This is a genomic window from Natronococcus sp. (assembly GCF_047921035.1).
Taxonomy (GTDB): Archaea; Halobacteriota; Halobacteria; order Halobacteriales; family Natrialbaceae; genus Natronococcus.
In genome coordinates this window covers 1-22,004 of sequence record NZ_JBLRWX010000062.1, presented here as the reverse complement: position 1 = coordinate 22,004, position 22,004 = coordinate 1, and the positions used below count along the sequence as shown (strand labels likewise).

The following is a 22,004-nucleotide window of genomic DNA, read 5'->3' as shown; positions in this document are numbered from 1 at the left end:
GTGACGACAGCCTCGGGATCGTAGCCGACGTAGGAGTAGCGGGCGTGACGGTCCGCCCGGGTGGCGTTTGGCCGGAAGGCCCCGTCGGGATCGCTCGAGGCGGTCTTTTCGGCGCTCTCGAGCAGGAAGGCGTACGGCGAGCGCTCACGGTCGCTCCCCTCGGAGCGGCCGGTCAGGGCCGCGTACGCCGAAAGCGGCGACGTCTCGACCTCGAGTTCGGCGACGGCCCGGACGACGACGGGACGGGATTCGTCGGATTCGGCGAACTCCCGGAACGCCTCGCGGTCGACGTCCAGCACACTCGAGGCGGTCGGCGATCGTTCGGGGTCGCTCATGTGTGGGCGATCGCCGCGGACGGGTGTTTCGCTTGCTCGACGAACTCCCGAACCGTCTCGGGATCCGTGCGCCCCTCGGCGTTCTCGATCCCGCTCGCGACGTCGACGGCGAACGGCTCGACCGCCCGAACCGCGTCGGCGACGTTCTCGGGCGTTAGCCCGCCGGCGAGCACGAGCGGGGAATCGAGGTCCGCCGCGAGTTCGCGGGTCAGTTTCCAGTCGTGGGTTTCGCCGGTGCCGCCGCCCCCATCGGCCGCGGGGGTGTCGACGAGCAGCCCGTCGGCGACCGCGTCGTACGCCTCCGCGGTCGCCGCGTCGGTCTCGTCCGCCTCGAGGACGACAAGCACCGTCGTATCGACCGCCTCGCGGACGGTCGCGACGGCGTCGGGCTCGAGCGTCCCGTGAAGCTGGACGGCGTCGGCGCCGACCGCCTCGACCAGCTCGATCGCCGCCTCGGGCGTCTCGGGCATCGTCACGAGCACGGTCGTCACGAACGGGGGCGCGGCCGCGGCGAGGGACCGCGCGCGGTCGGGGGCGATCTCGCGGTGGGTGTCGACCGGAACCTCGGAGATGAGTCCGATCGCGTCCGCGCCCGCGTCGACGGCTGCCTCGAGGTCGTCCTCGTCGGTGGTGCCACAGACCTTCACCCGCGTCATCGTCCCTCCTGGGTCGGCGTCCGGGCTCGATTCTGCGCGCAGAGCTGCTCGAGTTTGGCCGCGGCGTCCCCGGCGTCGATAGCCGCGCGGGCGGCGTCCGCGCCCGCGGTCAGCGAGTCGACCTCGCCCGCGACGTAGACGGCCGCGCCGGCGTTCGCGAGGATCACGTCCCGCTTCGCACCGCCCACGTCGCCCTCGACGATGCCGCGCATGTCGGCCGCGTTCTCGGTCGGTGAGCCGCCCGCGATCTCCTCGATGGCGCGTTCCTCGAGGCCGAGGTCGGCCGGCTCGAGGGTGTACTCCTCGACGTCGACGCCCTCGACCTCCGCGACCGTCGTTCGGCCGTGGATCGCGATCTCGTCGGTGCCGGCGCCGTGGACGACCAGCGCGCGCTCGACGTCCATGCGTGCGAGGGCGTCGGCGAGCACGGGAACGAGGTCCGGATCGTAGACGCCGACGACCTGGGCGTCCGCGCCCGCGGGGTTGGTCAGCGGCCCGAGCACGTTGAACAGGGTCCGCATGCCGAGTTCCTTGCGCGGGCCGATGACGGCCTTCATCGCCGGGTGGAAGACGGGCGCGAGCATGAAGCCGATCCCGTCGCGCTCGATGGCGTCCTCGACGGCCGGGGGTTCGGCCTCGATCTCGACGCCGACCTCCTCTAAGACGTCCGCGCTGCCCGAGGACGAGGAGACGGAGTAGTTGCCGTGTTTGGCGACCGGGACGCCCGCGCCGGCGGCGACGATCGCGCTCGTCGTCGAGACGTTGATCGTGTCGTAGTCGTCCCCGCCCGTACCACAGGTGTCGACCAGCGGCGTCCGGGCGGGATCGATCGTCAGTGCGGCCTCGCGCATTCCCTGGGCAAAGCCCGCGATCTCGGCCTCGGTCTCGCCTTTCGCCCGCAGGGCCGCCAGCAGCGCGCCGATCTGGGCGTCGGTCGCGTCCTCGAAGACGGCCGTCGACGCCGCTCGAGCCTCTTTCTGTGTGAGATCCTTCCCGTCGGCCACCCGCTCGATGAACTCCTGCATAGTGAACACCAATGTACGTAGTTGTCTTATAATGTCCAAATGAGTACACCAACTTAAGCGTGTCGCCGGTCCGTGGGGCCGAGTTACGCACAGCGGACGATTCGAAACCTTCAATTACGGTGGCGGGCAACAAACGAGTGCAGGCGAGGTGGCGCCCGACGCCACGGACGCGAAACCAGGCGGGTTGGTGGTCTAGTCTGGTTATGACACCTCCTTGACATGGAGGAGGCCGGCAGTTCAAATCTGCCCCAACCCATTTCTGACGAACTAACACGACGAACGCAGTGAGGAGTGCGTTCGTCAGAAATTGTTCGGCAGTTTGAACCAGGGAGTGAAGCGAACGAAGTGAGCGGAACAACCGTGGTTCAAATCTGCCCCAGTCCCTCTTTCGTAGACTGGCGAGCGACACGTGAAGTGATCCACTACCGCATACATCGACCGCCACCGCCACTCGAGACCCCGTCGCTTTCGACCGAGAACACTCCAAACCCACCCACTCACGGCCGCTCCCGCCGATCTTGTGTTTTATGTGCAACACTTTTCCGCACCATCGGGCTAGCCGCGACTGGTATGAGCACACAATCCGCAAGTCCCACGGACTACGGCCTCGGCGGCAGCACGAACTGGCTGCTCGGCGGCGCGATCGGGGGAATCGTCGGATCGTTGCTCTTCGGCGCGCTGCTGTGGGTCGTCGATCCCGAGATCGTGACCGACACCATCCCCGGGATCTACGGCTTCGATACGGCCGGCGGGCTCGGCTGGGTGTTCCACCTGTTCCACGGGCTCGTCCTCGGGGTCGTGTTCGGTGCGCTCGTCTCGCGCGAGCCGATCCTCGGGACGATCACCGCCGACACCCAGTTCGACGTCCTCGAGGAGACGGGTCCGGCGGTGCGGTTCGTCCTCGCCGGCTTCGTCTACGGGCTGGCGGTCTGGGCGCTGCTCCCGGTCATCGCCGCGACCGTCGTAATCTCGATCGGCGGTGGCGGCCCCGCGTTCCCGGCAATCGCTGCCGAGAGCCTCGCCGGCCACGTGCTGTACGGGACCCTGCTCGGCGCGCTGTTTGCGGTGTTCGTCGACACCGACGCGGCCCAGGAGGTCGAGGCGCCGTTCGAGGAGGCGTCGGAAAGTTAGCGCTCGAGGCGCGCGACCGTCGTCCCGTCCCGTTTTTCGAGGTCGACCAGTCCGTCGTCCGCGAGATCCGAGAGCAGCCCCTCGAGCCACTCACGCCCGTACTCGCCGCCGGGAGCGTAGTCGACCCGAATCCGGTGGCCGAGCGCGTCCAGCTCGAGTTCGTCGTACTCCCGTAAGGTTCCGATCACGCGTCCGCGGAACTGCCGGCGGCTTCCCTCGAAACTGGGCTGGGTCGGCACATCCGGGGCGGTGAAATCGCCCGTCTCGTAGGCCGAACACCACTCGCGCCACGGACATCCTTCTTCGTCACAGTGGGGCGTCTGCCGGCAGGCGACCCCACCGAGTTCCATGACGGCGTTGTTCCAGACCCTCGAGCGACCCGCGGGCATCAGCTCGTTGGCCGTCTCCTCGAAGGCCGAATCGTCGTCGGGGGCGTCGAAAGCCCGATACAGCACGCGTTTGACGTTGGTGTCGACGACCGCGTTCCCGCTGTTGAACGCGAAGCTCGCGACCGCATTGGCGGTATAGGGACCGACCCCCATCAGCTCCTGGAGCTCGGCCGGCGTCTCCGGAAACTCGCCGCCGTACTCCGCCTCGACCTGCCGGGCGGCTTCGTGGAGGTACTTCGCGCGGTTGTTGTAGCCGAGGCTGTGGTCGGTCCAGAAGCCGACGACGTCGGCCCGATCCGCCCCAGCGAGGTCGGCGGTCGTCGGCCAGCGTTCGAGGAACCCCTCCCAGGCGTCGACGACCCGGTCGAGCTGGGTCTGCTGGCTCATCACCTCGCTGACGAGGATCGCGTAGGCGTCGTCGGTCTCGCGCCAGGGGTACGAACGGTGGTCGGCCTCGTACCACGCGATCAGCGACTCGCGGACGGGCTCGCAGTCCTCGGGCACCGACGGCTCGTCGGCCCCGGAGTCGACGTCGGCGTCGGCATCACTCATCGGCCGTTCTAGCGACTCCCCCGGCTTACGTCTACTGAATCGGCCTGCGATTCGAAGGCGCTCGAGGACCGCTCGTCGAGCGAGCACGAAAGGTCTATCCGGCCCGCATGACTCCGCTCCCGTATGAGCCTCGACGACCTCAACGACGACGTCCGAGAGTCGTACGCCGACGTCGGCGACGAGCTGTCGGTCACCCTCGACCGGGAGACCAGAAACGAACTCGCCCTGCTCGAGGCGGCCCTCGAGCCCGAGGATGCCGACGAACTCGTCCGCCGGGCGATCCACGTGCTGTTCCAGACGTCCGTCGAGAGCGGCAAACTCGACTTCCAGCTGCGCTCGAGCTACGACGTCACCTACGACGAGTACCTCTCGGGGATGACCTACGACGAGATGACCGGCGCCGACCAGTACCCGAGCATGGACGACGAGCGACGGTACCAGTTCTAACCGACGAGCGCGAGCGGCGGTATCAGTTCTGAGCGGCCGGCAGCGTCACGGAGAACGTCGACCCCTCGCCGGGCTCGGAGTCGACCCGGATCTCCCCACCGTGGCGCTCGACGATCCGTTGACAGAGCGCGAGTCCGATCCCGGGTCCAGCGTGGTCGTCGACGGGGTGGAGTCGTTCGAACACTTCGAAGACGCGATCGGATTCGCCGTCGGGGATACCGATTCCCGCGTCGCTGACCGAGACGATCCACGTCTCGCCGTCCCGTTCGGCCTCGACCTCGATTTTCGGAGGCGTCTCGCCGCTGTACTCGATCGCGTTCTCGAGCAGGTTCTGGAACAGCTGTCGGAGCTGGCTGGCGTCACCCTCGACGCGGGGCAAGGAGTCGACCGAAAGCACCGCGTCGCTTTCCTCGAGCCGGAGCTGGAGGTCGTCGCGTACGTCCTCGAGGACGCTCTCGAGGTCGACGGGCTCGAGGGGCTGGCCCTGGTTCTCCACCCGGGAGTACGCGAGCAGCCCGTCGATCATCTCGCGCATTCGGTCGGCGCCGTCGACGGCAAACGCGAGGAACTCCCGTCCGTCCTCGTCGAACGCCTCGGCGTAGCGGTCCTCGATCAGTCGGAGGTAGCTCGATACCATCCGCAGGGGTTCCTGGAGGTCGTGGCTCGCGGCGTAGGCGAACTGTTCTAAGCGCTCGTTCGACTTCTCGAGGCGTTCGTTGGATCGCTCGAGGCGCTCGTTCGTCCGCGCGAGCCGTTCGTTCGTCTCCTCGAGTCGCTGCTGGTAGCGCTTGCGCTCGGTGATGTCGATGACGACTCCCTCGATGGTCTCGATGCTGCCGTCCTCGACGACTGCCCGCCCGGTCTCTTTGACCCACCGTTCGTCCCCGCTGGCGGTTTCGATCCGGTAGGTCGTCGAGAACGGCTCCCGATCGGAGACGTTCGTCTGGATTCGTTTCCAGAGCTTCCCGCGGTCCGCCGGGATGACGACGTCGGTTCCCCACTGCACGTCCCCCTGCTCGAGGACGGTCGAGCTGTACCCGGTCAGCTCCTCGCAGCCCTCACTGACGAACTCCATGGGCCAGCCGCGCTCGTTCCGGCAGCGGTAGACCATGCCGGGAACGTTGCTCATCAGTCGGGAGAGTTCCTGCTCCCGCTCGCGAAGTTCCCGTTCGACCGTCCGCTGGTCGGTGACGTCGCTTGCGATCCCGACGATCCGGTAGACGTCACCGTCGTCGTCGCGGATCGGAACCGCCCGATCCCGAACCCAGCGTACCTCGCCGTCCGGTCGAACGACGCGGTACTCCTCGTCGTAGGTCCCCTCGCGCTGCTCGGGAAGCGCCTCAAGGATGCGGTCCCGATCCTCCGGATGGATCGCGTCGACGAACGACGTCGGCTCCTCGTACAGCGAGTCGCGACTTCGGCCCCAGATCGCCTCGTACGCGGGATTCGCGTAGAGCATCTCGTCTTTCTCCGCGCTGCTCAGCCAGATGGCCTGCTCTACGTTCTCCGCGACCTGCCGGAACTTCGCCTCGCTCTCCCGGAGGTCGGTTTCGATCCGCTTGCGTTCGGTGATATCGACGAAGGTAAACACCGCACCTGTGATCTCGCCGTCCTCGTACAGCGGCGTGCCGCTCATCGACAGCCAGATCCGTCGCCCGTCGGCCCGCCGTAACCCGATCTCCAGGTCGTGGATCGTCTCGCCGTCCCCGAGGACCCGTCGGGTCGGAATCTCGTCGACCGAGAACGGATCGCCGTCGGGTTTCACGGGATCGAGGTCGGCCGTTCTGCCGGCGAGTTCCTCGAGCTCTGCCCCCGAGTAGCCCATGATCTCCTCGGCGCGGGCGTTGACTCGCTCGAAGGTGCCGTCGGCCCCGACGGTGATGATCCCCGTCGGGCTGGTTTCGATGATTCGATCCGTGAGGTCTCGCTCCTCGCGTAACTGCCGTTCGTGTGCGTGTCGGTCCGTGATGTCGCGGACGATTCCCGTGAAAAACCGCTCGCCCTCGTACTCGACTTCGCTGAACGAGACCGCCAGCGGGATCTCGGAGCCGTCCGCGCGAAGGCCCGTCAGTTCGACGTACTCCCAGTCGAGTTCCCGCTCGCCGGTCTCGAGGTACCGCTCGAGGCCGCGACGGTGCGGCCCTTCGAGCCGATCCGGCATGAGCACCGTCAGCGGTTCGCCGACGAGTTCGTCCCGGTCGTACCCGAAGACGTCCTCGACCGCCGGGTTGATCGATCGGATCGTGTTCCGCTCGTCGATCGTGACGACGACGTCCCTCGCCGCCTCGGTCAGGGCCCGGTACTGCTCGAGTTCCTGCTCGCGCTCCTTCCGTTCGGTGACGTCCCGGAAGTAGACCGAGACACCGGTCTCGGACGGGTAGAGGTTCGCCTCGATCCAGAACTCGAGCGGCTCGAAGTAGCGGTCGTAGCTGGTCGGCTCCTGGGACTCCATGGCGGTGTGGAAACTATCCCACACCTCCGCGCTGTCCGCTGCACTCGGAAACACGTCCCAGAGTCGTTCGCCGAGCAGTTCGGATTCGGAGCGCTGGAGCAACGCTTCGGCGCGGTCGTTGACGTGGGTAAACCGGAACTCGTCGTCGAGCGCGTAGAAGGCGTCCGTCACCCGATCCAGCATCTCCTCGAACTCGGCTTCGAGGTGCTTTTGCTCGGTATCGTCCGCGAGCGCGAAGATGGCACCGGTGAGCGAACCGTCCCGATCGGAGCGCAACGGTGTGCCGTCGATCGAGAGCCAGCGCCGCGTCCCGTCCGGTCGAGTCACGCCGATCTCCGCGTCGGTAACCGGGTCGCCGGTCTCGAGGACGCGCTCGAACGGCAGATCGGCGGGCGGGATCGGCTCCCCGTTCGTGTCGACGATCCCCCAGCGCGGGTCGTCGTGACTGGAGTCGACGATCTCCGCACGACTCCGGCCGAGGATCTCCTCGGCGCGCTCGTTGGCGAAGCGCAGTTCGCCGTCCGCGTCGACGACCGTGATTCCGACCGGGCTCCGTTCCAGAAACTGCGTGCGGGTCCACTCGTCGTCCAACCGGGCATCCCTCCGGTCGTCCTCGAGCGTGCCCGCGAGGACGTTCGCGATCGTTCGCAGCGTCGCGACGTCGTCCGCGTCGAACGCGTTCGGCGCCGCGGCGCGAACCTCGAGGACGCCCCAGGGGTCGTCGGTGCCGACGGGCGCCCAGAGCCCGCTCCGGACGCCGCGCTCGAGCAGCCGATCCGGATACTCGGTCCCCCGATCCGGGTGCAGGTCGTCGACGACGACGGACTCGTCGCCCGTGACCGCCCGCACGAGGGGCGAGTCCTCGTGGTCGATCGAGACCGTCGCCGACGCGATCCCGTCGCTCGTTCCCGCGCTCCGGCGACACACCGCGCAGTTTCCGTCGGGAGATCGCTCGAAGAGCAGAACGGAGTCGGCGTCGAGCGCCCTGCTGGTGGCGTCGACGACCGCGTCCAGCAGCTCCTCGGCGTCCTCGGCCCGGAGCGCCAGTTCCGACAGCTCCGCGACGATCGCCTGCGGACTCGAACGGTCGTCGAACGCTGCGTCGTCTCGGGACGAACTCATTCCGAACTCATCGTCGTTTCGGACGGATAAGGAGTGTGGCCGCTTCTCAGTCGTCGTCGATCAGCGCCGCACTCGAGAGCGCCTCGTCGATGTCGGCCTCGGCCATCTTCTCGATCAGGGCGTCGACGACCGCCTCGCGTTTGCCCTTGACGAACTTGATCGAGCCGACGACGAGGTGGCCGCCGCCGGAGACGCCGCCGCCGGGGATCTCGTCCTCGAGTTCCGAGACCATGTTCGGGATGTCGAGGCGAACGCCGTCCGAGCGGAGGACGGCGAAGTCGGGACCGTAGCCGACCGTGATCACGGGGTCGCCCGTCTCCTCGATCTTGCGGTCGTGGAGTTCGCCGGTGGTCTTGCCCGGTGCGGGGTAAGTAAAGCGGTGGGCGTAGTTCTCGACGTCGATCCCGTAGAGGTGGGCGCCGTTGTCGAGCTCCTCGTGTTCGACGTGGGGCATGACGGCCTCGAGCTGCTCGTCGACCTCCTCGCGAGCGCGGTCGGCGAAGAACGAGACGAGTTCGCGGTGGCGCTCCTCGTCGTCGGAGTCGACCTGGAGCAGGTCCTGGATCAGCTGGTCGCCGGAGTTGTACCGCAGCCAGAAGGCGGCGTAGTCGAGCGCCTCGCTGACGTCCTTCAGCCGCTCCTCGTCGTACCCCTCCTCGGCGGCGAGGGCGAGGTAGTCGTCCATCGCGTCGGCCTTCGAGCGATCCGCGAGGCCGGCGACGGCGGGGACGTGACGGAGCTCGTCGGTCATGTCGGGGTAGATCATCCGCGCGAGTTCGACACAGAGCATCCCCGTCGTGATGCGGTAGTCCTCGTCGTGGAGATAGGGGTTGACGTGGGCGTCGAGCAGCTTGCCGACCGCGTCGGGATCGGGGTGGTGGTGGTCGAGCGCGACGATGGGGATGTCGTAGTGGGCCAGCGTCTCGTAGGCCGGGACGTCCTCGGCCGTCGAGCCGTTATCGAGCATCAACAGGAGGGGAAGCTGCTGGCCGTGCTTTTCGCGGTCCTCGAGCGCGAAGTTCAGGTCGCGCGTAGCGTCTTCCATCTCGTAGAACGGCGCCTTCGCGGGCAGCCGCTTGATGAGGTGTCGGGGGGCGTCCTCGTCCTCGTGGACCTCGGCGATGAACCGCTCGAGGGCGATCTGAACCGGTACTGCGGCGCACATCCCGTCGCCGTCGGCGTGGTGGCGGACTCGAATGGGGCGTCCCTCGAGCACCGTCCGGCGCAGCAGTTTCGCGACCTCCTGCAGGTTCGGTCGGAGCTTCTCGAAGGCGGGCCAGTCGATCAGCGGCTCGACGTCGTGGGGCTCGGCCCGTTCCTCGAGGGCGGCCTCGAGTCGCTCGCGGGCCTCCTCGGCGTCCTCGCCCTCGAGTTTCGAGAGGCCGTCGACCTCGATCTGGACGGCGCCCTCGCGGTGTTCGGGCATCCCGGTGACCCGGACGACGTCGCCGACCTCGATGCGAGGGTAGGCGCGGACGCCCGCCTCCTCGAAGGCGGCGCAGGGAACGACGCCCTGCTCGTCGGCGACGTGGAAGATCGTCGGGCCCGCGGTCTGTTTGACCTGGACGACTTTCCCCTCGACGTGGATCTGGTCGCCGACGTTGGCCTCGAGGCGGTCGGTGCCGGTCAGCGCGTAGTCCCGGGAGACCGACTCGAGGGTGTAGTCGTCGACGTCGACCGGCTCGAACGCCATGTCGCCGTTCTCGCGGATCGACTCGAGTTCGACGACGAGCTCGTCGCCGACGGCGTAGGTGCCCTCGAGGACGGACTCGTGGACGAGTCCCGAGATCGAGTCCGAGAGGTCGACGAAGACGCCGTAGTCGACGATACCGTTGATCTCGGCCAGATACGGCCGGCCCTGTTCGAGGTCGTCTGCGGTGCAGTCGGCAGCGAGATCGTAGACGACGGAATCCCCGTCGTCCGCGCCGGATTCTCCGGCGGGCTCAGCAGTCATCGTTGGCCGTTGTTTGTGACGGGCGCGTATAACCCTTGTTAAGCCTGCCGACCCGCCGGGTGGCCTTTCGGAACGTTTAGCAACCGGAAGCCCGGATGGGAGGGTATGGGGCTGTTCGACGCGCTGTTTCGCTCGAGCGAGGTCCTCGGCATCGCCGAGGAGACCCTCGAGTTCGCCATCGAGTCCTCCGAGGCCGCCCACCCCGACGAGTACATGGGCTTTCTGCGGGGTACCGAGGCTCGCGAACTCGGGCTCGAGCGAAGCGGGCTCGTCATCACGGACGTGCTCGTCGTGCCGGGAACCGAAGCGAACAGCGTCAGCGCGACGGTCCGGACGAGCCAGATTCCCAACGACGTGAAGGCGCTGGGTAGCGTCCACTCCCACCCCAACGGCGTGCTCCGTCCCAGCGGTGCGGATCTGGAGACGTTCGGCAGGGGAAGCGTCCACGTCATCATCGGCGCGCCCTACCGCCGAACCGACTGGAAGGCCTTCGACTCCCAGGGGCAGCCGACGACGCTGAACGTGATCGACGTCGAACTGCCCGAGAGCGACGACTTTTTCGATTTCACGCAGGCCGACATCGACGAGGATCTCAAATGACTCCGAACGCGACTCTCCCACTCGAGGCGACCGACGACTCGGACACCGATCGACGACCGGTGACGGCGACGGCGGAGGCGGGATCGGCGACATGACTCGCACGGTCATCGCCCAGGGAACGTTCGACATCCTCCACCCGGGCCACGTCCACTACCTCGAGGAGGCAGCATCGATGGGCGACGAACTGTACGTGATCGTCGCCCGCAAGGCGAACGTCGATCACAAGGAGGCGCCGATCTGTCCGGCGAGCCAGCGACGGGACGTCGTCGGCGCGCTCGAGGCCGTCGACGAGGCCCTGCTGGGCCACGAGGAGGACATCTTCGTTCCGATCGAGGAGATCGACCCCGACGTGATCGCGCTCGGCCACGACCAGCACCACGACGCCGACGCGATCCGCGGGGCCCTCGAGGAGCGCGGCGTCGACTGCGAGGTCCGTCGGGCGAGCGCGCGGGAGCCGGCGGCCGACGACGAGATCCTGTCGACGCGGCTGATTATCGATCGAATCCTCGAACGGCGTGGCTGATCGCTCTCGACGATGGAGAGCGATAGTTAGCTATCCGTGATTGTAGAAAATATATGCGCACGGGAGAACGTAGGTAGCGGAAATATGGTCCGCTTCTTTCGGACGCCGGACCGAGGGGCTCGACCGAAACGGTCGGTAGCTCGCCTCTTCGACGCTCGGAATCCGTTCGGGTGGTCAAATCTTGCCTCTTCCTACGGGTCGAAAACCGAAATTCTCGGGGTAGAGGGCCTGAAACCCGCAAACTTTTGAGGTCGGAGTACGGAGTGTGTCGGTATGCAGACGAACTCCACCCGCAGGCGGTTCATCGCGGGAAGCACGACCGCGGGAATCGTCGCCGTGGCCGGCTGTCTCAGCGAGACGGACGGCGACGAGACCGACGACGCGACCGGTGACGACGACGCCAACGGCGACGACGCCGAGGAAACCGACGACGCGACCGAACTCGAGGACGTCGACTACGAGGTGTGGGCGCTCGATCAGGGAACCGACACGATCCACGTCTACGAGCCCGGAGAGGGCGAGACGGAGTTCGACCGCGTCGAGTGTCTCGACCTCCACGACGTCGGCGTCGATATCGCGGCCGACGCCGACATCGTCCCCCACATGATCGATTTCAGCTCGGACTACGAGTACGCCGCCGTCGCCTGTACGGCCGGCCGGCGCGTCCTCGTCTTCCGGACCGAGGACTACGAGCTCGTCGGCGACGTCGAGACCGGCCCCGGTTCGCACATGGCGATCTTCTCGCCCGACGACGAGTACATCCACGTCGACGTCATCGACGAGGAGGCGGTCGCCCGCGTCGACGCCGACCTCGAGAACGAGTCCTTCGAGGAGGTCGACCGCCTCGAGCTGGCCGAAGACGAGACGGTCCAGGAAGCCGGCATCGAGTCGGCGAGTCCGATCTGCCACCAGTTCGACGGCCAGGGACGGTCGATCCACACGCTCGGTCCGAGCTACCACGACGCCGGCGTCGTGATCGTCGACCACGAGGCCTTCGAGGTCGAACGGGCTTACTCCGGCGACGAACTGCCGGCCAACTGCGGAACCATGCCCCACTTCGAGGACGGGAAGTTCTACCTCACCGCCGGCCTCCCCTCGGACCCTGAGGAAGGCGAGGACGGCGTCGGCGAGTACTACGTCTACGACGTCGAGGCGGACGAGATCGTCGTCGACGGCGAGAGTACGAGAGGCGTCGACGCCCACGGGTTCTGGTTTACCCCCGACGGCGAGGAGCTGTGGGTGCTGAACCGCGAGACCAACGATGGCGTCGTCGTCGACCCCGAGACCGACGAGGTCGTCGAGGAGATCGACGCCTACGGCCCCGCCCAGTCCGACGACCCCGCCGAGCGCGACGCGCCCGACATCATGTGGACCTCGCCGGACGGCGAGTACATGTTCGTCACCCTGCGCGGTCCCGCGCCGCTGTCGGGCGATCCACACGCCGCGACCGGCGTCACCCCCGGCTTCTCGGTGCTCGATATCGAGAGCCGCGAGATCGTCGACGTCGTCGAGCCGGATCCGATCGACGACTACGACGACGACGAGGTTCAGGCCGCACAGGAGGGAGAAGCGGACGCGCCGGCGATTCCGGACTTCCACGGGCTGGGTGTTCGGGTACTCGGCGACGCCGACGGCGAGATCCCGAACTCGCCGCCGTTCTGATCGGCGCTAGTTTTTGATCACGCAGGACGGCGGGAGCCGTATCGAGTCCACCGCGTGGCCGGTCTCGACGAAGTGTTCGATCGCCTTCCGCGAGACCTCCTGCTCGGTGTCCCCGTCGTCCGTGCTCGCCTGCCAGTCACACTCGAGACAGTACTTGTGCATCCCTCGCTCTGTTCGGTAGTCGGAGACGGGGCCGGGAAAGCCCCGTGCAGGAAATCGAAGGGAGGCTACTCCCGCTTGACGCCCGGATTGGTTACGGCGCCGTTCGACGCCGAGTCGAAGTCGCGGCCGTACTTGGCCAGCACGCCGGCGTCGTAGGCCGGGTCGGGTCGGTCCCACTCCTCGCGACGAGCCTCGAGTTCCTCGTCGCCCGCGTCGACCTCGAGGGTACGGTCGGGGATGTCGACCGTGATCTCGTCGCCGTCCTCGAGCAGGCCGATGGGACCGCCGACGGCGGCCTCGGGAGCGACGTGGCCGATCATCGGTCCCCGTGTCGCGCCGGAGAACCGTCCGTCGGTGATCAGCGCGACGTCGTCCTCGTGGCCGGCGCCGACGACCGCGGCGGTGACCCCGAGCATCTCGCGCATCCCGGGCCCGCCCTGGGGACCCTCGTTACGGATGACGATCACGTCGCCGCTCTCGATGTCGCCCTCCTGGACGTACCGCATGGCCTCTTCTTCGGTCTCGAAGATCCGGGCGGGGCCCTCGTGGTGGAACTGATCCTCGCCCGTGGCCTTGAGCACGGCGCCGCCGGGCGCGAGGTTGCCCGTCAGGATCTTGATCGCGCCTTCCGCCTGTTTGGGCTCGTCGACGGTGTAGAGGAAGTCGGCCTCGATCTCCTCGTCGTCCGGGAGTCCGCGCTCGGTCTCGAGGTGCTCGAGTTCCTCGGCGATCGTCCGTCCGGTAACGGTCATCGCGTCGCCGTGGATCAGGTCCGCCTCGAGCAGCCGACGGATCACGATCGGCACGCCACCGAGTTCGTGGAGGTCGTTCATCACGCGGGAGCCGCCGGGCTGGAGGTCGGCGATCTTGGGCGTTCGTCGGGAGATCTCGTCGAAGTCCTCGATCTCGAGGTCGATTCCGGCCTCGCGGGCCAGCGCCAGCAGGTGGAGGACGCCGTTGGTCGAGCCCCCGATCGCGGTCTGGAGCGCGATGGCGTTCTCGAAGGACTCGCGGGTGAGGATGTCGGAGGGACGGCGGTCGGCCTCGACGACCTCGACGGCGAGTTCGCCCGCGCGCTCGGCGACGTCGTACCGCTCCTCGTCCTCCGCGGGCGGGGAGGCGCTGCCCAGCGGGGCGAGGCCGAGCGCCTCCGAGACCGAGGCCATCGTGTTCGCGGTGAACATCCCGCCACAGGAGCCGGCGCCGGGACAGGCGTTGCGCTCGAGGTCGTCCAACTCCTCGGCGTCCATCTCGCCGGTGCCGTAGGCGCCGACGCCCTCGAACACCTGGACGATGGTGACGTCCCGGCCCTCGTGCTCGCCGGGCATGATCGACCCGCCGTAGAGAAAGACGGAGGGAAGGTCCGTTCGAACGGCGGCCATCATCATGCCGGGCATGTTCTTGTCGCAGCCCCCGATCGTGACCAGGCCGTCCATGCGCTCGCCGAAGCTGACGAGTTCGACGCTGTCGGCGATTAGCTCCCGGGAGATCAGCGACGCCTTCATCCCCTCGGTTCCCATCGAGATCGCGTCGGAGATCGTGATCGTGCCGAACTCGATGGGCATTCCGCCAGCCGCGTCGGCGCTCTCGAGGGCCGAGTCGGCGACGTCGTCCAGATGCACGTTACAGGGTGTGATGTCCGCAGCCGGGTTCGCCACGCCGATCATCGGCGAGGAGAGGTCCTCGTCGTCGAACCCCATCGCGCGGAACATCGCGCGGTGGGGGGCCTTCTCGGCGCCCTCCGTGACCTCGCGGCTCTGCAGGCGCTCGTCTTTCCCGTGGTCGAACCGATCGTCGCTGCTCATGGTCGGCCCTTGTCTCGAGGGGACATAAGTCACGCCTTCTCCTCAAGGGTTGCTGGCGATCGGCGCGTCGGCTAACGGGTTCGGGTCGGCGGTCATACTGTCGGACGGAAGTCAGAGAGAAGGCGATCGCGAGTTCGCGGCCGTTGCCTCGGGAAACGGCCGCAGTTGAGCGATCGATCTTCGAATAGTTTCGTCCGACAGTATCAGTGACTCGGTGTCTCGAACCTGGCGGCCGCCTCCCGGAGCGCCTCCTTCGTATCGATGCTCTCGAAGGTTCCCTCGCCGATCCCCTCGAGTTCGCTCTCGTCGACGACGACGACGTCGAGGTCCTCCACGGCAGCGAGGATCCGCCCGTCCTCGCCCTCGAGGGCGTCGGCGCAGGCCCGGGCCATCGGATCGGCCCGGTAGACCGCCTGGGTCGTCTGGTACCAGCCGTCCTCGAGTTCGACGAGCGCCCCGTCCCGTCTATCGGCGCGGTCGGCCAGCGCCTCGAGCAGGGCGGGGTCGACGAACGGCATGTCGCAGGCGACGACGGCGGCGTACTCCCGGCTCGCGGCCTCGAGGCCGACGGCGATCCCGGCCAGCGGCCCGCGATCGGGTTCGGGATCGATCGCGAACGTGATCGGTTCGGGGAAATCGGTCATCGCCGCCTCGATCGCCCCGCGCTGGTCCTCGCGGCAGTTGATCACGAGTTCGTCGCAGACGGTCGCGAGCCGATCGGCAACCCGCCGGATCATCGGCGTTCCCGCGAGATCCGCGACCGCCTTGTCGGCCTCGCCGAACCGGGTCGAGTAGCCGCCCGCGAGAACGACCCCCGATAGTGATCGCTGGGAACTCATAGTCGGCGCTTGGGGTGGCGGGCCGTAATAGCTGTCGGGACCGACTCGAAACCGATCGTCTAACTCCGTCACTCGAGTCGATACTAACCGTCCGTAACTGAGTAGCAATCACACACAACGATCGGTAGTGTTATCACAGCAACCTTTACCCGGAGATTCGTGGCAGGTACCGTGGAGTCTGATATCGAATGTCAATGAACGCTGTCGTATACCAGGGACCGCACGAGGTAGCCGTCGAGGAAGTCGATGAACCGGAACTCCAGCATCCGAACGACGTGATGGTCGACATCACGACGACCTGTATCTGCGGGTCGGACCTCCACATGTACGAGGGCCGAACCGCGGCAGAGGAGGGAATCGTCTTCGGCCACGAGAACATGGGGATCGTCAGCGAGGTCGGCGACGCCGTCACGACCCTCGAGGAGGGCGACCGGGTCGTCATGCCCTTTAACGTCGCCTGCGGGTTCTGTCAGAACTGCGAGGACGGCTACACGGGGTTCTGTACGAACGTCAACCCCGGCTTCGCCGGCGGCGCCTACGGCTACGTCGCGATGGGGCCGTACAAGGGCGGCCAGGCCGAGAAACTCCGCGTTCCGTACGCCGACTTCAACGCGCTGAAACTGCCCGAGGGCGACGAACACGAGGACTCGTTTGCGCTGCTCGCGGACATCTTCCCGACGGGGTGGCACGGCACCCGGCTGGCGAACCTCCAGCCCGGCGAGTCGATCGCCATCTACGGCGCCGGCCCCGTCGGCCTGATGGCCGCCTACAGCGCGAAGATCCAGGGCGCCTCCGAAATCTACGTCGTCGACCGGGTTCCGAGCCGCCTCGAGATGGCCGAGGACCACTGCGACGCCCACGCGATCAACTTCGAGGAGGGCGATCCCGTCGATCAGATCGTCGAGGCACACGGCGACCAGGTCGACAAGGGCGTCGACGCCGTCGGCTACCAGGCGATCGATCCCGAAACGGACCCGGGCGACGACGCCTACGACCCCGCCCGCGAGAACCCCGCGGTCGTGCTCAACCAGCTGATCCAGACGGTGCGGCCGACGGGCCAGCTCGGCATTCCGGGGCTGTACGTCCCCTCCGATCCCGGCGGACCCGACGAGATGGCCCAGCAGGGTCGGCTCGGCATCGACTTCGGGAAGCTCTTCGAGAAGGGCCACAAGTTCGGCACCGGGCAGTGCAACGTCAAGCAGTACAACCGCCAGCTCCGGGACATGATCATCGAGGGGCGGGCCGACCCCAGCTGGGTCGTCTCCCACCGGGTCGACCTCGAGGAGGCCCCCGAGATGTACGAGCGCTTCGACGACCGCGAGGAGGGCGTCGTCAAGGTGCTGCTCGAGCCCTGATACGGATTCCTGTAACGATTTACCGGCGCAACCGCCGCCCGGGTCGCGGTTGCGCCGGAAATGACTTACAGTAAACCGTATGAGCCACGCCTCACCGGTAGCGCGGCACTCGCCCGCTCGCGGATGAGAGACGCCGGGGCGATCACTCCCGTCCGACCCCTCGCGCGGGCCGTATCGAAAGTGAACGTTTATCTTTCTCAGTCCCCGACACCGAGAGAACGAGCAGTTATTCGCACTCGTTTCAAACGCAATGAAGCTTCTCACCTGCAACGCCGGCTACCTGCTCGGCTACCAGAACGTGCTGTGGGGGTACGCCCCACCCCCCGTCGCGTCGCTTCTCGGCGACGCCGAGACGGAGCACCGAGCGCTCGCGTCGCTCGTCTCGCTCATCGACCGCGAGCGCCCCGACGTGGTCTCGCTGCTCGAGGTCGACCGCGGCTCCCACCGGACGGCCACCGACGGCCAGTTTCGGACGCTGGTCGACTCGCTCCGTGATCGGGGATTGGCCTACGGCGGCGACGTCGCCAACAAGTACGGCGACGGCGGCGTCGCCGGGTCGCTGCCGTTTTTCGGCCACCTCGGAAACGCCGTCCTCTCGCAGTCGGAGCGGTCGACCGACGCACACTACCTCTCCGCCGGGAGCAAACGGCTCGTCCTCGAGGTCGAACTCGACGCGGAGACGGTCCTGTTCGCGGTTCACCTCTCGCTGGGCGCCCGGAGCCGGAGCCGTCAGCTCCGACAGCTCGCCGAACTGATCGCGACGCGAGCCGACGGCCGGGACGTGATCGTCACCGGGGACTTCAACACCTTCGACGAAACGGGATCGCTGGCCGCGTTCGCCGACCGGGCGGGCCTCGAGCTCCGAGTTCCGGGCGAGACCGTCCCCTCGCGGCCGCTCGACGACCTCTTCGTCGACTCCCGGAGCCTCGATCTGTTCTGCTGCTCGCCGTCGATCGAGGTCGAGCGCTGCGACGTCCTCGAGGTCCAGCTCTCCGATCACCGACCGATCGTGCTCGAGACGGCCCGGTGAGGCGACGCTGGCGGTCTCTCGCTCGTCTGCAGCCGTGACGGGGCTCTCGAAACGCTGTAATCCGTGGCCCTCGATAGAGGGCGTAACCGATGAACGAGCCCCAGACCGAGCCGACGATCGACCTGTTGCACTCGGACGACTCCGACGTCAGGTTCCGCGAGGCGCTGATCGAGCTGTTCGACGGCGACGGGACGGTCTACCTCGTCAGCGGCTACTTCACCTACCAGGGGTATCTCGCGATCCGGGACGCCGTCGTCTCCTTTCTCGAGCGCTCCCGGGAGAACGAACTCGTGGCGATCGTCGGCCCCGCCTCGGATCAGTTCTCGGCGCGGATCGCCCGCGACCTCTGGGCGCTCGACGACTACGGCCAGGTGTCGCTGTACAAACAGCCCCGGGGACTCCACGCGAAGCTCTACGTCCGCGACGGGCCGAATCCGATCTGTATCGTCGGCTCCGGGAACATTACGCAGGTCGCCTTCGAGTACAACGTCGAGTTGAACGTCGTCCTGCGACGGGAGCACAGCGACCATCCGGACGTCGCGCAGTTTCTCGACTGGGTCGACGACATCGTGGCGGCGTCCGAACCGCTTCGACGTCGCGACCTCCTCGCTCCCGTCCTGATCGGGGGCACGCTCACCAACTGGACCAACAAGGCGCGGCTGCTCTCGGTCCGCGACGTCGCGATCCGAGTCGTCCCGGTGTTGTTGCTCCTCCTGGTCCTCTCGGTATCGTTTCGCCTCCTCTGAGCGGGCCCGTCGGCAGCGACACCTCGGCGTGGCTACCGCCGAAGCCAGACCGTCGGATGCGCGTCCCGGAGGTGGTCCTGGTAGCGTTCGATCAGGGCGGGGTACGCGTCCTCGACCGCGTGCCAGTCGCAGTGATCGCAGGATCGTTCGACGACGTCGGTCGAACTGCCGACGTACGCGCCGTTTCGGTTCGGGGACATCGTTGGGTGGGCGTCCTCGGCGACGCAGCGATATGGCTCTTCGGACCGACCGAACTGCAGCCTCGAGACCGCCGGGGCGACGGCAAAACGTATGTCGGCGTCGGTGCTATCCCGCCCCATGTGCAAGTACTGCAACTACTCGTTTACCGACGGCTGGGGGCAGCTCCTCGAGTACGACGACGTCTACCAGGGCGCCCTCCCCGAGTCGGCGACGACGCAGTCGACCCACGGCTTTCACGAGTCCTGGGACGAACTCAGCGACGAGCTCGAGTCATAGCGGGAACGGATCCGCCCAGCTCTCGGCTCCGTCCCGCTGGTGCGGGTCGACGAGCATCGCCTCGAGTTCCTCCCGAATTCGCTCCTCGTCCATCTCGCGGCCGATGAACACGAGCTGGGTCCGCCGGTCGTCGTCGGGTCGCCACTCGCCGATCGGTCCCGCCTGCACCGCGGGGCCGGCCTGGCTGAGGCCGATCACCTCCTCGCGGCCGGCGACGTAGCAGACCCCCTTCGCGCGGATGATCGCCCCGTCCCAGTCCTCGAACCACTCACCTAGCTCGTCGGGTCGGAACGGGTCGTCGGCCCGGAAGACGAACGAGGAGACGTCGTGGATAGCAGCAGCGGACTGTCCGGGCCCGTGGTGGTGGTCGTGGCCGTCCTCCTCGTGTTCGTGTTCCCCTTTCGCGTCTCCGTGCTCGTGACCCCCGTGACCGTGACCTTCGCCGCGCAGTTCGCGTTTCCACCCCTGGGAGCGCTTTGCATCCTCGAAGTCGAACCGACCGGTCCCGAGCACGAGGTCGGGATCGATCTCTGAGTACGTCGTTCGCACCCGTTCGGCGCGGGGCTGGAGGCGATCGACGACGGTCTCGATTTCCTCGAGGACGTCGTCGGGAACCATGTCGGTCTTGTTCAACAGGAGGACGTCGCAGAACTCGATCCCCTCGACCAGCACCTCGCTCAGCGGGCGTTCCGCGTCGGGTTCGGCGCCCTCGGGGAGGGTCGCACCCGCGTCGAACTCCTTCCAGAAGCCGTAGGTGTCGAGGACGGTGACCATCGTGTCCAGCCGGAACAGCTCGGTGGGATCGATCTCGCTCTCCTCGGTGCCCTCGAGAAAGACCCGCGCCACTGGAATCGGTTCGCTGATCCCCGACGACTCGACGAGCAGGTGATCGAACTCGCGGGTTTCGGCGAGCCGACGCGCCTCCTCGAGCAGGTCGCCCTGCAGCCGACAGCAGATACAGCCGTTCGAGAGGTCGATCACCCCTTCGTCCTCGTTCTCGCGGGCGATCAGGTCGGCGTCGACGTTGATCTCGCCCATGTCGTTGACGATCACCGCGATCTCGTACCCCGCCTCGTTCGTGAGCAGGTGGTTGACCAGCGTCGTCTTGCCGGCCCCGAGATAGCCGCTGACGATCGTCACCGGGATCCGATCGGCGTCCGTTCCTGTCATGTCCTACCGTTTACCACGGAAGCCGGCTACTAAACGGCGCGGGTGGCTCGAATGGATCCGACACGCAGACGGGAGGATGTCCCGTCCCGCAGCTCGCGACTCGTACGGACTGCTGTACCGGTTTACCGGTGCAACCGCGACCCGTGCTGCGGTTGCACCATCGACGACGTACAGCAGTCCGTATCACCCGTCGACCGTCGCCTCGCTCGTCACCTCGAGGACGTTGCCGGCGATCGACGCCGTCCGACGCAGGCTCTCGAGGACGGTTCCGTACCGGTAGGCGTCGGGGTCGTCGCTCTCGGAGAGCCGACGATCCAGTTCCTCGATCGTCTCGAGGACGTCCTCGAGACCGCGGTTGAACCCGCGGCTGACGAACGCGAACAGCCGGTCGACCTCGTCGTCCCGATCGATCACCCGGCGGGCGAGTTCCTCGTCGTTTCGCGCCAGCGCCTCGAGGGCGTCAGCGTGCATCTCCAGGGCCAGCTGACGCGTCTGGACGATCGTCTGCGGCAGCGAGACGTCGTCGACGTCGAGCAGGTCCCGCACGACCATCCGCTCTCCGGTGTCCTCGACGATCTCGACGCCGACGAGACGGCCGACGACGTACGCCGAGCGAACGCGTCTCAGTACGGTTTCGTCGTCGACCGCCGCGGCGTCGACGGTCGCGCTCCGGTCCGCGTCCGGGACGGGTTCCGCCGACGCGACGACGCGATCCTCGTGGGGGTAGAGATGCATCGACATCCCGGACTCGAGCTCCTGTGCGAGTGCCCACTCTTTGGGAAGCGAAACGACGAACGTGGAGTTGCCCGCCAGCTGAACCTTCCGCTCGACGGGCTCCCGGCCGTTTGCCGAATCGTACTGGCTCATCAGTAGATCAGTCCGTCGTCGTTGTCGACCATGTACAGCGTTCGCGCGGCGATGTTGACCGCGTGATCGCCGACCCGCTCGAGATCGCGAATCGTCAGCAGCATCCGGGAGACGTCCTCGAACGGCGATTCGTCGCCGATCCCGATCTCGGTCTCGAGAAGGTTCCGGATCACCACCTCGCTCGCTTGCTCGCAGAGCGTATCGATCTCGTCGTCGGCCGACGCGACGTCGTAGGTCGTCGCCGCGTCGTCGTTCGCGTACGCCTCGATCGCCTCCTCGACCATGTCGACGGTCTCCTCGCCGATGAACGCGATGTCGATGTCTTGGTACCGGTCCCGACTCGCTTGCTGAGTGTACTCCCCGATGTTTACCGCGAGGTCGCCGATTCGTTCGAGATCAGTGATGATCTTGAACGAGGACGCGACGAATCGCAGATCGCTCGCGACGGGCTGTTGGAGCGCGATCAGTTCGATGCAGCGCCGCTCGAGCTCGAGGTACCGCTCGTTGATCTCGTGGTCGCCCGTGATGATCGACTCGGCGAGCTCCTCGTCCTTCCGTTCGTACGCCTCGAGGGCCCGCCGGAGCCGGCGACAGACCAGCTCCGACAGCTCCACGACGTTCGTTCGCAGTTCCTCGAGTTGCCGCTGGTAGTCCGTTCGTGACATGGTTAGCCGAACTTGCCGGTGATGTAGTCCTCGACGCGCT

Annotated in this window: 21 protein-coding genes, 1 tRNA gene and 1 pseudogene; 10 read left to right on the top strand and 13 right to left on the bottom strand. The window is 67.1% G+C overall.

The annotated features are described in order from the left end of the window. From ACNA7R_RS13070 to trpD, 3 genes and pseudogenes are all read right to left on the bottom strand, one after another. A pseudogene (locus ACNA7R_RS13070) lies at window positions 1–335 on the bottom strand (anthranilate synthase component I); the annotation flags it as partial. After that, a complete protein-coding gene (locus tag ACNA7R_RS13065; protein WP_416284002.1) occupies window positions 332–991 on the bottom strand; it encodes a phosphoribosylanthranilate isomerase in 660 nt (219 codons plus the stop codon). The gene ACNA7R_RS13065 and the pseudogene ACNA7R_RS13070, both read right to left, overlap by 4 nt. Beyond that, window positions 988–2,016, bottom strand: coding sequence for an anthranilate phosphoribosyltransferase (gene trpD, locus ACNA7R_RS13060; protein WP_416284001.1), 1,029 nt, complete (start codon window positions 2,014–2,016; stop codon window positions 988–990). The genes ACNA7R_RS13065 and trpD overlap by 4 nt, the downstream gene beginning before the upstream one ends. A gap of 181 nt (window positions 2,017–2,197) precedes the next feature. Between trpD and ACNA7R_RS13055 the strand changes: the two genes are divergently transcribed. Further along, window positions 2,198–2,272, top strand: a tRNA-Val gene (locus ACNA7R_RS13055). Window positions 2,273–2,586: 314 nt separating this feature from the next. Continuing rightward, complete coding sequence (locus ACNA7R_RS13050; protein ID WP_416284000.1) at window positions 2,587–3,147, top strand: hypothetical protein; 561 nt, start codon at window positions 2,587–2,589, stop codon at window positions 3,145–3,147. Here ACNA7R_RS13050 and ACNA7R_RS13045 read toward each other — a convergent pair. Continuing rightward, the gene (locus tag ACNA7R_RS13045) at window positions 3,144–4,088 is read right to left on the bottom strand and encodes an A/G-specific adenine glycosylase (RefSeq protein WP_416283999.1); all 945 of its coding nucleotides are present in this window, start codon (window positions 4,086–4,088) and stop codon (window positions 3,144–3,146) included. The two genes, ACNA7R_RS13050 and ACNA7R_RS13045, sit on opposite strands and share 4 nt — an antisense overlap. A 123-nt stretch (window positions 4,089–4,211) precedes the next feature. Here ACNA7R_RS13045 and ACNA7R_RS13040 point away from each other — a divergent pair, with 123 nt between their 5' ends. Continuing rightward, complete coding sequence (locus ACNA7R_RS13040; RefSeq protein ID WP_416283998.1) at window positions 4,212–4,535, top strand: hypothetical protein; 324 nt, start codon at window positions 4,212–4,214, stop codon at window positions 4,533–4,535. Window positions 4,536–4,557: 22 nt separating this feature from the next. Here ACNA7R_RS13040 and ACNA7R_RS13035 read toward each other — a convergent pair whose 3' ends face one another. Together ACNA7R_RS13035 and ACNA7R_RS13030 are read right to left on the bottom strand one after the other, a co-directional pair. Continuing rightward, window positions 4,558–8,109 carry a PAS domain S-box protein gene (locus ACNA7R_RS13035; protein WP_416283997.1) on the bottom strand — a complete coding sequence of 1,184 codons (3,552 nt, stop codon included), beginning with the start codon at window positions 8,107–8,109 and terminating at the stop codon, window positions 4,558–4,560. 46 nt (window positions 8,110–8,155) lie between these two features. After that, window positions 8,156–10,063, bottom strand: coding sequence for a DHH family phosphoesterase (locus tag ACNA7R_RS13030; RefSeq protein WP_416283996.1), 1,908 nt, complete (start codon window positions 10,061–10,063; stop codon window positions 8,156–8,158). Window positions 10,064–10,168: 105 nt separating this feature from the next. Here ACNA7R_RS13030 and ACNA7R_RS13025 point away from each other — a divergent pair, with 105 nt between their 5' ends. The 3 genes from ACNA7R_RS13025 to ACNA7R_RS13015 all read left to right on the top strand — a co-directional run bounded on the left by ACNA7R_RS13025 (window position 10,169) and on the right by ACNA7R_RS13015 (window position 12,848). Further along, window positions 10,169–10,663, top strand: a complete 495-nt coding sequence (locus tag ACNA7R_RS13025) for a Mov34/MPN/PAD-1 family protein (protein WP_416283995.1) — start codon at window positions 10,169–10,171, stop codon at window positions 10,661–10,663. Between the two features lie 91 nt (window positions 10,664–10,754). Next, complete coding sequence (locus ACNA7R_RS13020; protein ID WP_416283994.1) at window positions 10,755–11,186, top strand: adenylyltransferase/cytidyltransferase family protein; 432 nt, start codon at window positions 10,755–10,757, stop codon at window positions 11,184–11,186. Between the two features lie 273 nt (window positions 11,187–11,459). Next, window positions 11,460–12,848, top strand: coding sequence for a cell surface protein (locus ACNA7R_RS13015; protein ID WP_416283993.1), 1,389 nt, complete (start codon window positions 11,460–11,462; stop codon window positions 12,846–12,848). Between the two features lie 6 nt (window positions 12,849–12,854). Here the strand turns inward: ACNA7R_RS13015 and ACNA7R_RS13010 are convergent, their stop codons facing one another. The 3 genes from ACNA7R_RS13010 to mobA all read right to left on the bottom strand — a co-directional run bounded on the left by ACNA7R_RS13010 (window position 12,855) and on the right by mobA (window position 15,654). Next, complete coding sequence (locus ACNA7R_RS13010; RefSeq protein WP_416283992.1) at window positions 12,855–13,010, bottom strand: hypothetical protein; 156 nt, start codon at window positions 13,008–13,010, stop codon at window positions 12,855–12,857. Window positions 13,011–13,075: 65 nt separating this feature from the next. Continuing rightward, complete coding sequence (ilvD, locus tag ACNA7R_RS13005) at window positions 13,076–14,815, bottom strand: dihydroxy-acid dehydratase (protein WP_416283991.1); 1,740 nt, start codon at window positions 14,813–14,815, stop codon at window positions 13,076–13,078. 203 nt (window positions 14,816–15,018) lie between these two features. Further along, on the bottom strand, window positions 15,019–15,654 hold the full coding sequence (gene mobA, locus ACNA7R_RS13000) for a molybdenum cofactor guanylyltransferase (protein ID WP_416283990.1): 636 nt from the start codon (window positions 15,652–15,654) through the stop codon (window positions 15,019–15,021). A 194-nt stretch (window positions 15,655–15,848) separates the two neighbouring features. Between mobA and ACNA7R_RS12995 the strand changes: the two genes are divergently transcribed. The 3 genes from ACNA7R_RS12995 to ACNA7R_RS12985 all read left to right on the top strand — a co-directional run bounded on the left by ACNA7R_RS12995 (window position 15,849) and on the right by ACNA7R_RS12985 (window position 18,785). Further along, window positions 15,849–17,009, top strand: coding sequence for a glutathione-independent formaldehyde dehydrogenase (locus ACNA7R_RS12995; protein WP_416283989.1), 1,161 nt, complete (start codon window positions 15,849–15,851; stop codon window positions 17,007–17,009). Window positions 17,010–17,259: 250 nt separating this feature from the next. Beyond that, on the top strand, window positions 17,260–18,039 hold the full coding sequence (locus tag ACNA7R_RS12990) for an endonuclease/exonuclease/phosphatase family protein (RefSeq protein WP_416283988.1): 780 nt from the start codon (window positions 17,260–17,262) through the stop codon (window positions 18,037–18,039). Between the two features lie 89 nt (window positions 18,040–18,128). Then, window positions 18,129–18,785 (top strand): phospholipase D family protein, encoded by a 657-nt coding sequence (locus tag ACNA7R_RS12985; protein WP_416283987.1) that lies wholly within the window; start codon window positions 18,129–18,131, stop codon window positions 18,783–18,785. A gap of 32 nt (window positions 18,786–18,817) precedes the next feature. On the opposite strand, the gene ACNA7R_RS12980 is transcribed toward ACNA7R_RS12985, so the two are convergent. After that, window positions 18,818–18,985, bottom strand: coding sequence for a hypothetical protein (locus ACNA7R_RS12980; RefSeq protein ID WP_416283986.1), 168 nt, complete (start codon window positions 18,983–18,985; stop codon window positions 18,818–18,820). 118 nt (window positions 18,986–19,103) lie between these two features. Here ACNA7R_RS12980 and ACNA7R_RS12975 point away from each other — a divergent pair, with 118 nt between their 5' ends. Then, complete coding sequence (locus tag ACNA7R_RS12975; RefSeq protein WP_416283985.1) at window positions 19,104–19,262, top strand: hypothetical protein; 159 nt, start codon at window positions 19,104–19,106, stop codon at window positions 19,260–19,262. Here ACNA7R_RS12975 and ACNA7R_RS12970 read toward each other — a convergent pair. The 3 genes from ACNA7R_RS12970 to phoU all read right to left on the bottom strand — a co-directional run bounded on the left by ACNA7R_RS12970 (window position 19,257) and on the right by phoU (window position 21,964). After that, window positions 19,257–20,432: a CobW family GTP-binding protein gene (locus ACNA7R_RS12970; RefSeq protein WP_416283984.1), complete on the bottom strand. Its 1,176-nt coding sequence runs from the start codon at window positions 20,430–20,432 to the stop codon at window positions 19,257–19,259. The genes ACNA7R_RS12975 and ACNA7R_RS12970 overlap by 6 nt on opposite strands. Window positions 20,433–20,615: 183 nt before the next feature. After that, complete coding sequence (locus tag ACNA7R_RS12965; protein ID WP_416283983.1) at window positions 20,616–21,299, bottom strand: PhoU domain-containing protein; 684 nt, start codon at window positions 21,297–21,299, stop codon at window positions 20,616–20,618. Then, the gene (phoU, locus tag ACNA7R_RS12960; RefSeq protein ID WP_416283982.1) at window positions 21,299–21,964 is read right to left on the bottom strand and encodes a phosphate signaling complex protein PhoU; all 666 of its coding nucleotides are present in this window, start codon (window positions 21,962–21,964) and stop codon (window positions 21,299–21,301) included. Before phoU ends, ACNA7R_RS12965 begins: the two co-directional genes overlap by 1 nt. Window positions 21,965–22,004 lie beyond the last annotated feature (40 nt).

Bases quoted from the DNA above. Each gene is read 5' to 3' on its own strand.
- ACNA7R_RS13030 (WP_416283996.1), bottom strand. From the start codon at position 10,063: ATGACTGCTGAGCCCGCCGGAGAATCCGGCGCGGACGACGGGGATTCC.
- ACNA7R_RS12995 (WP_416283989.1), top strand. From the start codon at position 15,849: ATGAACGCTGTCGTATACCAGGGACCGCACGAGGTAGCCGTCGAGGAA.
- ACNA7R_RS12985 (WP_416283987.1), top strand. From the start codon at position 18,129: ATGAACGAGCCCCAGACCGAGCCGACGATCGACCTGTTGCACTCGGAC.
- trpD (WP_416284001.1), bottom strand. From the start codon at position 2,016: ATGCAGGAGTTCATCGAGCGGGTGGCCGACGGGAAGGATCTCACACAG.
- ACNA7R_RS12980 (WP_416283986.1), bottom strand. From the start codon at position 18,985: ATGTCCCCGAACCGAAACGGCGCGTACGTCGGCAGTTCGACCGACGTC.
- ACNA7R_RS12975 (WP_416283985.1), top strand. From the start codon at position 19,104: ATGTGCAAGTACTGCAACTACTCGTTTACCGACGGCTGGGGGCAGCTC.
- ACNA7R_RS13025 (WP_416283995.1), top strand. From the start codon at position 10,169: ATGGGGCTGTTCGACGCGCTGTTTCGCTCGAGCGAGGTCCTCGGCATC.
- ACNA7R_RS12970 (WP_416283984.1), bottom strand. From the start codon at position 20,432: ATGACAGGAACGGACGCCGATCGGATCCCGGTGACGATCGTCAGCGGC.
- mobA (WP_416283990.1), bottom strand. From the start codon at position 15,654: ATGAGTTCCCAGCGATCACTATCGGGGGTCGTTCTCGCGGGCGGCTAC.
- ilvD (WP_416283991.1), bottom strand. From the start codon at position 14,815: ATGAGCAGCGACGATCGGTTCGACCACGGGAAAGACGAGCGCCTGCAG.
- ACNA7R_RS13050 (WP_416284000.1), top strand. From the start codon at position 2,587: ATGAGCACACAATCCGCAAGTCCCACGGACTACGGCCTCGGCGGCAGC.
- ACNA7R_RS12990 (WP_416283988.1), top strand. From the start codon at position 17,260: ATGAAGCTTCTCACCTGCAACGCCGGCTACCTGCTCGGCTACCAGAAC.
- ACNA7R_RS13040 (WP_416283998.1), top strand. From the start codon at position 4,212: ATGAGCCTCGACGACCTCAACGACGACGTCCGAGAGTCGTACGCCGAC.
- ACNA7R_RS13020 (WP_416283994.1), top strand. From the start codon at position 10,755: ATGACTCGCACGGTCATCGCCCAGGGAACGTTCGACATCCTCCACCCG.
- ACNA7R_RS13035 (WP_416283997.1), bottom strand. From the start codon at position 8,109: ATGAGTTCGTCCCGAGACGACGCAGCGTTCGACGACCGTTCGAGTCCG.
- phoU (WP_416283982.1), bottom strand. From the start codon at position 21,964: ATGTCACGAACGGACTACCAGCGGCAACTCGAGGAACTGCGAACGAAC.
- ACNA7R_RS13045 (WP_416283999.1), bottom strand. From the start codon at position 4,088: ATGAGTGATGCCGACGCCGACGTCGACTCCGGGGCCGACGAGCCGTCG.
- ACNA7R_RS13065 (WP_416284002.1), bottom strand. From the start codon at position 991: ATGACGCGGGTGAAGGTCTGTGGCACCACCGACGAGGACGACCTCGAG.
- ACNA7R_RS12965 (WP_416283983.1), bottom strand. From the start codon at position 21,299: ATGAGCCAGTACGATTCGGCAAACGGCCGGGAGCCCGTCGAGCGGAAG.
- ACNA7R_RS13015 (WP_416283993.1), top strand. From the start codon at position 11,460: ATGCAGACGAACTCCACCCGCAGGCGGTTCATCGCGGGAAGCACGACC.
- ACNA7R_RS13010 (WP_416283992.1), bottom strand. From the start codon at position 13,010: ATGCACAAGTACTGTCTCGAGTGTGACTGGCAGGCGAGCACGGACGAC.